Origin of the sequence: Bacteroides sp. CAG:633 (assembly GCF_000435115.1) — a bacterium.
Lineage (GTDB): Bacteria > Bacteroidota > Bacteroidia > Bacteroidales > Bacteroidaceae > Bacteroides > Bacteroides ndongoniae.
In genome coordinates, this window is sequence record NZ_FR883034.1 from 92,421 (window position 1) to 106,432 (window position 14,012).

The 14,012-nt window shown below is 52.0% G+C and carries 7 protein-coding genes and 1 pseudogene; 3 read left to right on the forward strand and 5 right to left on the reverse strand.

Annotated features, from left to right (window positions below; all coding sequences use genetic code 11):
• From QVP67_RS04975 to QVP67_RS04985, 3 genes are all read right to left on the reverse strand, one after another.
• The coding region (locus tag QVP67_RS04975; RefSeq protein ID WP_288179923.1) for a carboxypeptidase-like regulatory domain-containing protein at positions 1 to 280 on the reverse strand (280 nt) is incomplete at its 3' end.
• A gap of 105 nt (positions 281 to 385) precedes the next feature.
• On the reverse strand, positions 386 to 2,212 hold the full coding sequence (locus QVP67_RS04980) for a hypothetical protein (RefSeq protein ID WP_022162461.1): 1,827 nt from the start codon (positions 2,210 to 2,212) through the stop codon (positions 386 to 388).
• Between the two features lie 375 nt (positions 2,213 to 2,587).
• Complete coding sequence (locus QVP67_RS04985) at positions 2,588 to 6,859, reverse strand: hybrid sensor histidine kinase/response regulator transcription factor (protein WP_022162462.1); 4,272 nt, start codon at positions 6,857 to 6,859, stop codon at positions 2,588 to 2,590.
• Between the two features lie 169 nt (positions 6,860 to 7,028).
• Between QVP67_RS04985 and QVP67_RS04990 the strand changes: the two genes are divergently transcribed.
• From QVP67_RS04990 to QVP67_RS05000, 3 genes are all read left to right on the forward strand, one after another.
• Positions 7,029 to 8,516, forward strand: a complete 1,488-nt coding sequence (locus tag QVP67_RS04990) for an arabinan endo-1,5-alpha-L-arabinosidase (RefSeq protein WP_022162463.1) — start codon at positions 7,029 to 7,031, stop codon at positions 8,514 to 8,516.
• A 141-nt stretch (positions 8,517 to 8,657) separates the two neighbouring features.
• Positions 8,658 to 10,637, forward strand: coding sequence for an alpha-L-arabinofuranosidase C-terminal domain-containing protein (locus QVP67_RS04995; RefSeq protein WP_288179918.1), 1,980 nt, complete (start codon positions 8,658 to 8,660; stop codon positions 10,635 to 10,637).
• Positions 10,638 to 10,678: 41 nt separating this feature from the next.
• Positions 10,679 to 11,623, forward strand: coding sequence for a glycoside hydrolase family 43 protein (locus QVP67_RS05000; protein WP_022162465.1), 945 nt, complete (start codon positions 10,679 to 10,681; stop codon positions 11,621 to 11,623).
• Between the two features lie 835 nt (positions 11,624 to 12,458).
• On the opposite strand, the gene galK is transcribed toward QVP67_RS05000, so the two are convergent.
• The gene (galK, locus tag QVP67_RS05005; RefSeq protein WP_022162467.1) at positions 12,459 to 13,613 is read right to left on the reverse strand and encodes a galactokinase; all 1,155 of its coding nucleotides are present in this window, start codon (positions 13,611 to 13,613) and stop codon (positions 12,459 to 12,461) included.
• Between the two features lie 64 nt (positions 13,614 to 13,677).
• Positions 13,678 to 14,012, reverse strand: a pseudogene (locus QVP67_RS05010) (MFS transporter); the annotation flags it as partial.

Genomic DNA, 14,012 nt, shown 5'->3' on the forward strand with positions numbered 1-14,012 from the left:
CGTAACCTACTACAACGACTTCTTCCAGCATCTCGCTGTCTTCTTTCAGGGTGATGTTGAAAGATGTTTTTCCTTTTACGGGAACCTCCTGTGTGGTGTAGCCTACATAGCTGATTTGCAATACGGCATTTTCGTTGACGGTCAGTATGAATTTACCGTCCAGGTCCGTAATTGTTCCGTTCGTGGTTCCTTTTTCCAGTACGCTGGCGCCGATGACGGTTTCACCTGTTCCGTCGGTTACGACACCACTAACTTGCTTGGTTTGTGCCCAAGCATTCATTCCTGCCAATAATAGAATTATTATCGGTAATAACCGTTGAAGCTTTGCGCTCAACGCCTTATTCACTTTTATTCGATAGTGTTTCATACAGATTTAAGTATTATATTATTGCACAACGTCACTTGCATAGGGGAAATAGCCTACGGTACAGATGTCAAGACTTGCTCCTTCGGCAGTGAGGAATACTCCTACTTCGTCGGTCGAGATTCCTGTATGGCTGTATGTGTAGGGAGTCAGTACGCTGCCCGAAGCTGTTCTTATGATGGTGTTCATAGACAGATTGGTATTGTTGCGGTTGACGAACAAACGTACATAGGCTCCTTGCATATCGTTTTTGAAGGTATCCCAATTGAATCCATGGCTGATGTTGTCGCCCGAATAGTTGGCATCGCCCCAGCCGTAGGCATCGGCGCGCAGTACGAAGTATTCGGCATAGCCGGCACCGTTCAGAGGTACACCGTTGGTGGTTACCAGTATCCAGTTATTCCAATTTTTTTGTCCGTTGGTGCTGTTGGTGAAGATGATGCCGAACGGATATTCATTGTTGCCTTTGATGACGTAGTTGTCGGAGAATACACTCCACCAGCCGGCACTGCAATCTTCGGGACCAACCAGATAGCTGCCCGGCGTGAAGCTTTCGCCATCGGCATATACTTGTTCGGCATCGAGCTTGATGTAGTTCTTTTCGCCTGTGATGAATGCGCCTACCGTCTCTTCCAACTCGCCTGTGTAGCTGAAGTTGTATGTATAGGTCTGTCCGCTGGCACCTGTTACAACGGCTGCCATGTTGACGGTATTCTCGTTGCGTGTCAGGGTGACATCGACGTAAGCACCGTTCATTTCGGAGGTGAAGTTGTCCCAGTTGAAGGTGCTGTTGATTTGTGTGCCGTCGTAGTGGGCGTCTCCCCAGCCGTAGGCATCGCCTCGGAGTACGAAGTGTTCGGCATAGCCCGATTCGCCAAAGGCTTTTCCGTTGGTCAGCACGATGACCCAGTTGTTATAATTGGCGGCCATGTCAGTGTAGTTGTAGAAGCCGAAGTGAGCCGATGTCTTGAATTTGACTAACTTGGTTTGTACGGCAAAGAATCCGTCGGTGAAGTCTTCGCTTCCGCTGATGATCCAGTTATGATAGTCGGCTTCTCCTCCACTAGGCACAGCTTGTTCGCTACTGCCAATCTGATTGCGGTAGATTTTGATGTCGTCGATCCAAAATTCGGGCAGGGCTTCGTCTTCGGTACCGGCTCCTTCACCTATATACATATAGGCGCAGCTGGCCATGAACTGAACGATTTTGCTGAAGTCGAAATTGGTGACTGTTTCGTTGACACGCTGTTTGCCGTCGACAAATACATTGTATCCGTCGTTGCGTACGGTGAGGGCAACGTAATGCCATTCGTCGGCTCCGTCCAGCATACCTGTTTCCACATTTTCGGGGTTGAGGGCTTCGTATTCACCATCTACTCCGTCGTACGACAGCCAGCCGTTGGCTGTGAAAAACAGTTTTTGGGTAGCATTCTCGTTTTGGAAAGAGAACAGGGCGCTTGTCAGATCGTTTTCTTTTGTCTCGCCTGTTTCTTCATCGACAATCAGGGGTTGTTTGACCCAGAAGGTGAGTGAAACTCCGTTTTGAGCTTTGTAGCTGGTCATCGGATTGAAGATGCGCGCATAACCTCCGGGCAGGTGCAGTACTTTGCCACGTGCTTCGTCGTCTTTTACTACTTCGGGCACTTCGCCGTTGGGATAGGCGTAATAATCCATGCTTGTCGGATCGAATGCGTCATCCTCGAAGGTGATGTTGACTACTTGTTCTAATTCCGGATAAGTGTCGTTACCTGCGGGTGGGTCTGCTTTTCCCCACTCTTCACAAGCTCCGAATGAAAAAACCGTAAATGCCGCCAATAGGATGGACGGCCACTTTCTTGCCTTTTTCATAATATCGAATTAATAGTTAAACAATAAATGATACTTTTTACGTGTTGCAAATGTATAGATAGATGTAAATATTGAGGTGGACAAATGGACTTGATAGGTGGACAAACGGACAATCAATGTAAAAACTACACTAATTGTATCGGTGAGTAGAAAGGTTATTGTATTGTAAATGTGATAGTTTTGTAAGAATTGTGTGTAGGAATGTGGTGTGCAGAATGGTGCGCCCATCTATTTGTTTTACGTACTTAAAAGGGATGCTTTGCGAGCGCTCACGAAGGACGCAAGTGTGGCTCACGAAGGACACAAGTGCGGCTCATGAGCCATGCAAGCGTGGCTCGTACGGGGGAGTAGAGGAGGGGGACTGGGCTTTACTCCTTAGGCTTCTTTGTTCAGCAGTTCGCGGGGAGTGATGTTGAACTCCTTGGTGAAGCAGCGGGTAAAATATTTCGGATCGTTGAAGCCGACTTCGTAGGCTATCTCGGAGATGCTGGTGTCTTTCTGCCCGCGATGCTTCAGGAGGAGGTCGCGTGCCAGATTCAGTCGATAGTTACGGATGAACTGGCCTGCTGATTGTCCTACGAGGCTTTGCAGTTTCTGATTCAGCATGGTCTTGCTGACGCCTACTGCTTCGCAGAAGTTGGCGACTTCGAATTCGGGGTTCTTGTAGTTTTCCTTCATTACATCCATAACGTGGTTCAGGAATTTTTTATCGCCCGACTTTTCGTCGATGTTCAGTTCGTCCACTTGCATATTCAGGGCGAACTTCCGCTGATAGCGTTTGCGGTTCTCCAGTATGTTTTCGATGCGTGCCAGCAGCAAGGTGTCGTCGAAAGGCTTCAGCAGATAGTCGTCCACACCGACACGGTAGCTTTCGATGCGCGATTCCTGTGAGGTTTTAGCCGTAAGCATCAGGAAGGGGATGTGCGAGATGGCGATGTTGGCCTTTACCCTTCTCGACAGTTCAAGGCCATCCATGCCTGGCATCATCAGGTCGCTGATGATGAAGTCGACGGGGTGGGCATTGAGCACTTCCAAGGCTTCGATACCGTTGGCTGCTTCGTTCACGTGGTATTTATCGCGTAGAATAGACCGGATGTAGGCTCGTATGTCGGCATTGTCTTCTACGACCAGTATGTGCAGCTCCTTCTTGGTTTCGCTTGCGTTTTCGGACTTGGCAACTGCCTCGGCTGACGGAGTAGAGGGAATAGCTACATGGGCTATCGCATCTTCTTGTCCGATGGGCAGCAGAATGCGGAACGAGCAGCCGGCGGTGTGGTTGTTGCAGGCATGTATGTCGCCGTCGAGCATCTGTATGATGCGCTTGCACAGGTAGAGGCCGATGCCGCTTCCAGTCTGTCCGTACATGGGGTATTTGTTTTGCCCTTTCGACTGATAGAAGCGGTTGAATATCTTGTCGATGTCTTCGGTCGGGATGCCTCCGCCTGTATCGCTGACACAGATGTAGAGGGTGGCTTCGCGCTGGTCGGTGGGTGGCAGTTGGGCGATGTAGAGGGCGATGCGTCCGCCGTCGGGGGTGAACTTGATGGCGTTGCTCAGCAGATTGGTCAGCACTTTGTGCATGGCTTCTTCGTCGTACGTAAATTCGGGCGAGGGCAGGCGGTAGTAATGCTTCAGGCTGATGTTGCGCCCTTTGGCAAAGACTTCGAAGGGGGTGATGAGTTCGTCGGCAAACTTCTGGAAGTTGTGCCGGCTCTTCACGATTTCGAGTTTGCCCGATTCTACCTTGCGGAAGTCCATCAGCTGGTTGACGAGCGAGAGCAGGTATTTCGAATTGCGTTCTACGAAGTGCAGTTGCTCGATGACCTGCGGGTTGTAGCTCAGCTTCAGTGCCCGTTCTATGGGGCCGATGATGAGCGTGATGGGAGTACGGAACTCGTGGGTGATGTTGGTGAAGAAAGCTATCTTGTCCAGTGTGAGTTCTTGTATTTTGCGTGCCATTTTAGCCAGCTGTGTTTTCTGGCGGGTGATTTTTTCGTTTTGCTCTTTCAGCATCAGGTTCTGTCGTGAAAGTTCTTCAGTCTGCTGTTCCAGCAGTTCTTTTTGTTTGTTCAGTTCGCGGGTGCGCTGTTCTACTTTCTGGTGGAGCAGTTCGCGCTGCTTGACGAAGTTGCGGATGCGCCATTGGTAGAATTGCCAAGTCAATATCAGGGCTATGACAGTCATCAGCAGTACGAACCAAGGCTGTTTGTAGAAGTAGGGTTTGATGATGATTTTCAGTTCGGTCAGATTTTCCTGGCTGTTTGCATCGTCGGGGCAATACTTCACTTGCAGGGTGTAGGTGCCTGGCGAGAGGTTGGGGTAGCTGGCAAAGCGGCGGTCGCAGGGCACTTTGATCCACTTCGAGTCGAAGCCCACGAGGCGATATGCGTAGGTGGCTGTATGTTCGGACTCGAAGTTCAGGGCCGAGAACTCCAGCGAGAAGGATTTCTGTTTCTCGTGTATTTCGATTTCACGGGTCACGGCGATGTCTTGTGGCAGTTGTTCGCTGCCCGCATAGATTTCTTCATTGCCTACCAGCAGGCGTGTGAACCTTACTTGTGAGGGCTGTTCGGGCACCGTCGGCAGGTCGTATTTGATAGAGGTCAGTCCTTTCAGATGGCCGAAGTACAGTTCGCCCTCGGTCGAATTGCAGGCGGCATTCCAATAGAATTGGGTGTCGGCCAGTCCGTCTTGTCGGGTGTAGTTGGTGATGTGGCCTGTGTTGGGGTGCAGTCTTGATATGCCGTTGTAAGTAGCTATCCATAGCAGCCCTTTGTCGTCTTCGAGTATTCCTCGGACGCTGTTGTTGGCCAGTCCGTGTTGAGTGGTGTAGGCGGTAAAGGTTTCGTTGCCTTGTTCGTCGGTGCTTCGCCGATAGATGCCGTTGCCGTTGCTGCCCAGCCATAGCGTGCCGTCTTTGGCCTGATACATACAGGTGATTTTCTCCACTTGTCTGGAGGTGGGGGTGTCCAGTTTGTACTTCAGATGGCGGTATTCGAAGTAGGTGTTGTCGTCCGATTGCGGGCGTGTGTGCAAGTCGATGATGTAGACGCCGTCCATGCACCCCATCCACAGGTGTCCTTCCTTATCGACGAGCGATCCGATGCAACCGCGTATGTTGGCGTTTACCTGTTCGGGCAGGGGCAGGATGAACTTGCTTTGTTGCAGGTCGTAGAAGTAGATGCCCTGGTTGGTGCCTATCCACATGCCGTTGTTGATGGAGTCGTACGTCAGTGCGCCGATGAAGCTACCGGGATATTTGTTGTCGTCGGAAGGTGAGAAGATGGTCATCAGTACATGGCGTGGATTTTTCTGGTCGAGCAGGTTGATGCCTCCTCCCCAGGTTCCTACCCACAGGCGACCTTGTGGATCGGTGGTGATGGCGCTGACCGAGTTGTGGCTCAGTATGCCGTCTTCGTGCGTATAGTGTGTGAAGCTGTCGCTTCCTTTTTCTTTTCTGTTCAGTCCGCCTTCTACGGTTCCAACCCACAGGGTACCTTCGCGGTCTTCGTAGATGGCGTTTACGGGGTTATGCGACAGGGTATGACTGTTTTGCGGGTCGTGGCGATAGTTTTGTATAGACAGGCGCTTGGTGGTAAACTTATTGATACCTCCGTTGTCGGTGCCTATCCAGATGTGGTTGCCTTCGACAGTGATGCAGTTGACGAAGTTGCTGTTCAGCAGGTTGCTGCCAGTGTGCGAGTATTCGTTTTCGATTCGTTCGAAGTTGTCTTTGATGGGGTTGTAGACGTTGAGGCCTTTCAGACTACCGATGATGAGCTGCTTGTCGCTGGTGATGGCCAGATCGGTCAGGTAGTTTTGCGATAGTGAGTAGGGGTCGTGTGGCTGGTGTTGGTAATGCTTCACGATGTTCTCTTTCTTGTTGTATCGGTACAGTCCGTAGTTGGTCGTTATCCAAAGTTCGTTTTCCTTGATGATGAAGTCGTTGAAGTATGTATCGGCCTTGAAGGAGAAGCTGCCTGTGATGGGGTTGGCGGTGAGCTTGCCTTGGGTGTCCATGCTTACTTTGTACAGTTTTCCGTTGAGGCCCATCCATATTTTTCCGTCGGCGTCGAAATCGCACAGGATGGCTGCATCGCGGAAGGAGCTGTTGGTTTGCAGTGAGCATACGTTGCGTATGCCTCCTTGCTCGTCCAGTTCGATGCGGTGCAGAAATTTGTCGGCATACAGCCAGATGTAGCCTTGCGTATCGTTCAGAATGTAGGAAGCGGGTTGCCATGCCAGTTCCTGATGGGGGAGACCTTTCAGCAGCGGAACGGGGCGCAACGTGTTGAGGTCGATGATGTCGGTTCCGCCTTCCGAAATCACCCATAGGCGTTGGAAGCGGTCTTCGAAGACCCTGTACACGAAATTGCTTTTCAGCGGACAGTGGGGAGTGCTAACGCTGAAGTTAACAAAACCGTAACCGTCGTATCTTGATAGGCCACCTCCTTGTGTCGAAATCCACAGAAAGCCGTGGCTGTCTTTGTAGATGTCGTCGATGAAGTTGTTGGGCAGTCCCTCGTTCATGGTGATGTACGAGATGTTGTATCGGTCGGCAAACGTTTCTTGTGCCCATGCTGAGGCGGGGCACGACAGAAACAGACTGTATAATATAATAAGGTACAGGTTGAGATTTGTTTTCATTTTTCTTGGTATTAGTGCTGGCAAAGATAATGGATTCGGCGAGATGTGAAAGTATGTGTGGCGGGCTTTTTGCCTCTGGTGGCCTATTGTCCACCTAAAAAGTTCGTTTGTCCACCTTTCGAAGTTGGGTCGGTGCGTATTTTTGCTAAAAAATAAAAATGCTGGTATTATGAGAAACCTTTTCTGCCTGACTGCAGGTTTAGCGAGTCTCTTTTTAGTGAGTTGTTCTCAGTCGGCTTTTGTACCGACTGCTTCGCCCAATCCCTGGAGCGACGATTATCATCATGTCTCTGCGATGGAGGACTACCGTCAATGGGGAACGTACAACGTTCACGACCCTTCGTGTCGGAAGATTGGCGACTATTATTATATGTACTCTACCGACGCCATCTATCGTGAAAACCGCAAGCTGGCCGAAGAAAAGGGCGTACCCTTGGGCTACATTCAGATGCGCCGTTCGAAGGACTTGGTGCATTGGGAGTTCCTCGGATGGGCATTCCCCGAGATTCCTCGCGAAGCCGTCGAGTGGGTGCACGCTCATGCGGGAGGGCAGGGGGCTACCAACATCTGGGCGCCCTACATCGTTCCGTATAAGGACAGATACCGACTTTATTTCAGCGTTTCGGCCTTCGGTCGGAAAACGTCTTATATAGGGCTGGCCGAATCGGCTTCGCCCGAAGGTCCCTGGAAGCAGATGGGATGTGTAGTCCGGACGGATGAAACGACAGCAATGAATGCCATCGACCCCAGCGTCGTGGTTGACCCTGCGAACGGAAAATGGTGGTTGCATTATGGTTCCTTCTTTGGTGGCTTGTATTGCCTGGAGTTGAATCCGTCGACCGGGCTTCCGCTGGTCGAGGGCGACAGAGGGCATCTGATAGCACGCCGCGCCAATTATCGGAAAGACAATCTGGAGGCTCCCGAAATAATCTATCACCCCGAACTGAAGCAATACTACCTCTTTACGTCGTACGACCCGCTGATGACCACCTACAACGTGCGCGTAGGCCGTTCGGACAAAGCCGAGGGACCCTTTACCGACTTCTTCGGCAAGCAGCTGAAGGATACGACCAACAACTTCCCCATACTGACGGCTCCGTATCGCTTCGACAATCATCCGGGCTGGGCGGGCACGGCGCATTGCAGCGTCTTTACGACCGGCGACGGACGATTCTTCATGGCTCATCAGGGGCGTCTTTCGCCTCACAACCTGATGATGGACTTACACGTGCGTCAGGTGTTCTTCACCGACGACGGATGGCCTGTCGTGTCGCCCGAACGCTATGCCGGCACTCAGCCTCGCCGCTTCAGGGCGGCCGACCTCGTAGGCGAGTGGGAGGTAATCCGTGTGCAGGAGCCCCTGTACGAACGTCGCCTGGAGGCTGGACAGATTCTGTGGGGCGAAGGCGAACTGAAGGAGGAAGAATGGAACCGCTCGCGCAAGTTGCAGTTTGCCAAGGGCGGAGAGCTGGCCAACGGGGCAGGTAGTTGGGCCTTTGTCGAGGACAAGCAAGGCCTTACGCTGACGCTCGACGGCGAGCCGATCGACAACCTCATCGTCTTTGCCGGCCACGACTGGGAGAACAAACAGGAAACGGTACTCTTCACTGGACTCGACGCGCGCGGACGCTCGGTGTGGGGAAAGAGGGTGAAGTGAATGAAGAACGAAGAATGAAGAACGAGAGAGGAGGAGGAAGGCTTCTATTATTCTAATTTACTTAACTGTAACTGTAATACTGTAACGCTATAACTGCGAAAAATATTTGAAAAACAAAAACTTACATTAAAAATAATAACCATGATGAAAACCAAAAGACTACTGACGACGATGGCGCTGGCCGTGGGCATGACCCTGCAGGCGCAGACGCACGAGTTTGTCATTCAGACAAAAAAAGTGGGCGCCGAGATTCAGCCCACCATGTACGGACTCTTTTTCGAGGACATCAACTATGCGGCCGACGGAGGCCTGTATGCCGAACTGGTGAAGAACCGTTCGTTCGAGTTTCCGCAACACCTGATGGGGTGGAAGAGCTTCGGCAAGGTGACGGTGAAGGACGACGGCCCCTTCGAACGCAATCCGCACTACGTACGCCTGGCTTACGCCGGACACCCGCACAAGCAGACGGGGCTCGACAACGAAGGCTTCTTCGGTATCGGCGTCAGCCGCGATGCTGAATATCGCTTCTCGGTGTGGGCACGCATCCCCGACGGCAAGGAGGCCGGAAAGATTCGCGTCGAACTGGTAGACACCAAGTCGATGGGCGAACAGCAGGCCTTTGCCACCGCCACGCTGGACATCGACTCGAAGGAGTGGAAGAAGTATCAGGTGGTGCTGAAGTCGCCCGTAACCAATCCCAAAGCCGTGCTCCGCATCTTCCTGGCATCGCCGCAGACAGTCGACCTGGAGCATATCTCGCTCTTCCCCGTCGACACCTGGAAGGGGCACGAAAACGGCTTACGTAAAGACCTGGCGCAGGCGCTCGCCGACCTGAAGCCCGGCATCTTCCGCTTCCCCGGCGGATGCATCGTCGAGGGTACCGACCTGGCCACCCGCTATAATTGGAAGAACTCGGTAGGCCCCGTCGAGAACCGTCCGCTGAACGAAAACCGCTGGCAGTACACCTTCGCCCACCGTTTCTATCCCGACTATTATCAGAGCTACGGACTGGGCTTCTACGAGTTTTTCCAGCTGTCCGAAGAGATTGGTGCCGAACCGCTGCCGGTGCTGAGCTGCGGCCTTGCCTGCCAGTTCCAGAACCCCAATGCCGACGCCCATGTGCCCGTTGGCCAGTTGCAGGACTACATACAAGATGCGCTCGACCTGATTGAGTTCGCCAACGGCGATGCGACGACCACCTGGGGCAAGCTGCGTGCCGACATGGGGCATCCCGCTCCGTTCAACCTGAAGTTCATCGGCATCGGCAACGAACAGTGGGGCAGCGAGTATCCCGAGTATCTGGAACCCTTCGTCAAAGCCATCCGCGAGGCCTATCCCGACATCAAGATTGTGGGCAGTTCGGGTCCCGACTCCGAAGGCAAGCAGTTCGACTACCTGTGGCCCGAGATGAAGCGTCTGAAAGCCGACTTGGTGGACGAACACTTCTACCGCCCCGAATCGTGGTTCCTCAGTCAGGGCGCGCGCTACGACGGCTACGACCGCAAGGGACCCAAGGTGTTTGCCGGCGAATATGCCTGCCACGGCAAGGGCAAGAAGTGGAACCACTTCCACGCCTCGCTGCTCGAAGCTGCCTTTATGACGGGGCTTGAGCGCAATGCCGACATCGTTCACATGGCTACCTATGCTCCGCTCTTTGCCCACGTCGAGGGCTGGCAGTGGCGCCCCGACCTCATCTGGTACGACAACCTGCGCTCCGTACGCTCCGTCAGCTACTACGTGCAGCAGCTCTACGGGCTGTATAAGGGTACCCACGTGCTGCCGCTGACCATGGACAAACGAGCCGTGACGGGTGCCGAAGGCCAAGACGGACTCTTTGCCAGCGCAGTGGTCGACAAGGATAAGAACCAGTACATCGTCAAGGTGGCCAACACCTCGGACAAGGCGCAGAGCATCCAGCTGACCTTCGACGGCATGAAGAAGAAAGCTGCCCTGACCGCCGGACGCTGCATCAAGCTGGCCTCGCCCGACCTGGACAAGGACAACAGCCTCGACGCTCCTTCGGCCATCGTGCCCCAGGAATCGGCGCTGACAGTCGAAGCGCAGGGCGCGCGTGTAGAAATCGAACCGAATACATTTGCTGTTTATATCTTTGAACTGTAATCTTTATGCAAATACAGAGTTTTTTTAAGGTTGTTGTTTCAATGGTAACTTTTGGGCTGGCAGCTCCTTGCGGGCTGTCGGCTCAAAAAGATACCACGTTTGTGGCCAGCGGCAATCCGCTGGTGAAGTACAAGTATACGGCCGACCCCGGCGCCATGGTTCACAACGGCAAAGTCTACATCTATGCCGGCCACGACGAATGTCCGCCCACGGCCGAACACTACTTGCTGAACGAGTGGTGCGTCTTCTCCTCGTCCGACCTGAAGACGTGGACCGAACACCCCGTCCCCCTGCGAGCCAAAGACTTCGCCTGGGCCAAGGGTGAAGCATGGGCCAGTCAGGTCATCGAGCGCGACGGCAAGTTCTACTGGTATGTGACCGTCGAGCACGCCACCATCCCCGGCAAGTCCATCGGCGTGGCCGTGTCCGACTCGCCCACGGGTCCCTTCGTCGACGCCCGCGGCTCGGCCTTGATAACCAACGACATGACTACCGAGCGCAGCAAAAGCTACTGGGACGACATCGACCCCACCGTCTTCATCGACGACGACGGACAGGCCTACCTGTATTGGGGCAACACTCAGTGCTACTACGCCAAGCTGAAGAAGAATATGACCGAGCTGGACGGCCCCATCGTGCCCGTCGACCTGCCTCGCTTCACCGAAGCCCCCTGGCTGCACAAGCGTGGCGACTGGTACTACCTGTCGTATGCCTCGGAGTTCCCCGAGAAAATCTGCTACGCCATGAGCCGCAGCATCACCGGCCCGTGGGAGTACAAGGGCGTCCTGAACGAGCTGGCCGGCAACTCCAACACCAACCATCAGGCCATCATCGAGTTTGGCGGCCAGTGGTATTTCATCTACCACAACGGCGCCATCAACCCCACGGGTGGCAGCTTCCGCCGTTCGGTGTGCATCGACCGCCTCTACTACAACGAGGACGGCACCCTGAAGCGTGTGCAGATGACGACCGAAGGCATCTGGTAAGAAACAAGCCGTAAGCGAAAAAGACCGGTATCGGAAAAGCGAAAAAAAGACTGCCGCAGGCGATCGGAAATGGGTCGCCCGTGGGCAGTCTTTCTTTTTTTGAAAAAAACTAACTGTAATCTGTAATACTGTAACGCGGAAGTCGGGGTCGGGGAGAGGAAAGTGGGGGAGGTAACCGTAGCCTTCCCTCTTTTTTTCTTCTTTTTTTACATTGTACAACTAATTACTCCGAACGTCGTGCTAATAGCCGTCAGAATCTTGATTAAGGTCTGAATGAACATTTTTCCAAATAGATTTCTTGTTTATAGCAGTTTTGAGTGTTTTAATGGTAGTTGACTCAGTAACTTGTCTTTTTGTCCTTCTTTTGTCAGAATAGGGATACAGGCAAATTAATAGAAAGTTATAAAAGTTTATATTTGGCGTGAAATTTATTAGTAAAATAGAAGATTAATGATGATAAAACTAATTTGTTGGAAGTTAGTGCGTAAGAGGAATTTATATATACGCCTTTTTATCTTTGTAAATTCTCTGTTTTTTATTTCAGAGTTGGTTTATGCATACTATAATTGTGTAACACTTCATTTTGGGAAATTTAATAGCATAATCATTTTATTGTAAATAGTTGGCTGCACTGTTTCTTAAACAATAATAGTTACAACTGTGGTAATTACAGTACTTACAAGTATATATTAAACATAAGAAAATGATACTGACCGGGATCAGGGTGAGCTGACGCTAAAAAAGATGTAGGAAGAAAGCCTCACGGTTTCCTTCCTACTTTTAACCAATTGATTATTTAATTATGAAAAACACGAGTCTTTCAACCCGCTTTTTTTTATTCCAAGCGTCTTGCGCCGTCGCTGATCACTACGTCGTAGATCTTCGGGCTACGGCCAAACTTGTTCTTGAAGTCTTCTTTTGCTTTGTTGATGAATGTAGAATACAGTTCTTCCTTCACCAGGTTGATGGTGCATCCGCCAAATCCGCCACCCATGACGCGCGATCCGGTTACACCGCAGTCGAATGCCAAGTCGTTCAGGAAGTCGAGCTCTTCGCAGCTTACTTCGTACAGCTTGCTCATGCCGTGGTGAGTTTCGTACATCTTCTGGCCAACGGTTTCGTAGTCGCCTCTTTCCAGAGCGTCGCAAACGTCGAGCACGCGTTGGATTTCTTCGATGACGTATTCGGCACGCATGTAGTCTTCTTCGCTGACTTCGGCTTTGACTTCGTTCAGCATTTCCATCGTGCAGTCGCGCAGGAACTCAACGTGCGGATGCTTCTTCTGAACAGCAGCCACAACGGCTTCGCAGCTCTGACGGCGCTTGTTGTAGGCCGACGATGCCAGTTCGTGCTTCACCACCGAGTCAACCAACACCAGGCGATAGCCTTGCGGGTCGAAGGGGAAGTACTGGTATTCGAGCGAACGGCAGTCGAGGCGGATCAGATGGCCTTTCTTGCCAAATACGGAAGCAAACTGGTCCATGATACCGCAGTTCACGCCGCAGTAGTTGTGCTCGGTAGCCTGTCCTACCTTGGCCAGCTCGAACTTGTCGATCTTGTTGTCGCCGAAGAGGTCGTTCAGGGCATAAGCATACGTGCTTTCGAGGGCGGCCGATGAAGACATGCCGGCACCCAGGGGAACGTCGCCAGCAAAAGCAGTGTTGAAGCCTTTTACTTCTACACCACGCTTGATCATTTCGCGGCAAACGCCGAAGATATATCTTGCCCAGCTTGCACGAGGAGCGTCAGCCTCTTCCAAACCAAATTCTACATAATCTTTCAGGTCGATGGAGTAAGCCTTCACGATGTTGGTTCCGTTTGGCTTGATTTCGGCTATCATGCCTTTATCGATTGCTCCAGGGAATACAAAACCGCCGTTGTAGTCGGTATGTTCGCCGATAAGATTAATGCGACCCGGAGAAGCGTAAACTGCTCCTGTTGTTCCATCAAAATGCTTGATGAAACGGCTTCTTACGTATTCTATATCCATAATACTAATATTTTTAATAAGGTGAATAATTAAAATTACCTATATGTGTTTTTCTCTTCTTCTATTATTCTACTGGAATGTTCTTGTTGACGTTCTTGCATCCTACCAGGCCGTAGTACAGCAGATAGGCCAGACCGGCGATGATGAGCCAGTAGCTTGCCATGTAGCCTACGCCGTCGGCGATAGCGTTCTGGATGAGCGGCAGGATACCGCCACCTACTACCATCATCATGAAGATGCCCGATGCCTGTGCGGTGTACTTGCCCAGTCCTTCAACAGCCAGGTTGAAGATACCGCCCCACATGACCGATGTGCAGAGTCCGCACAATACCAGCAGGAAGGCGCTCAGGGGTACCTTCGGAGTGGCCAGCGAGCCTACCATTTCTTCGGGAGCCATAG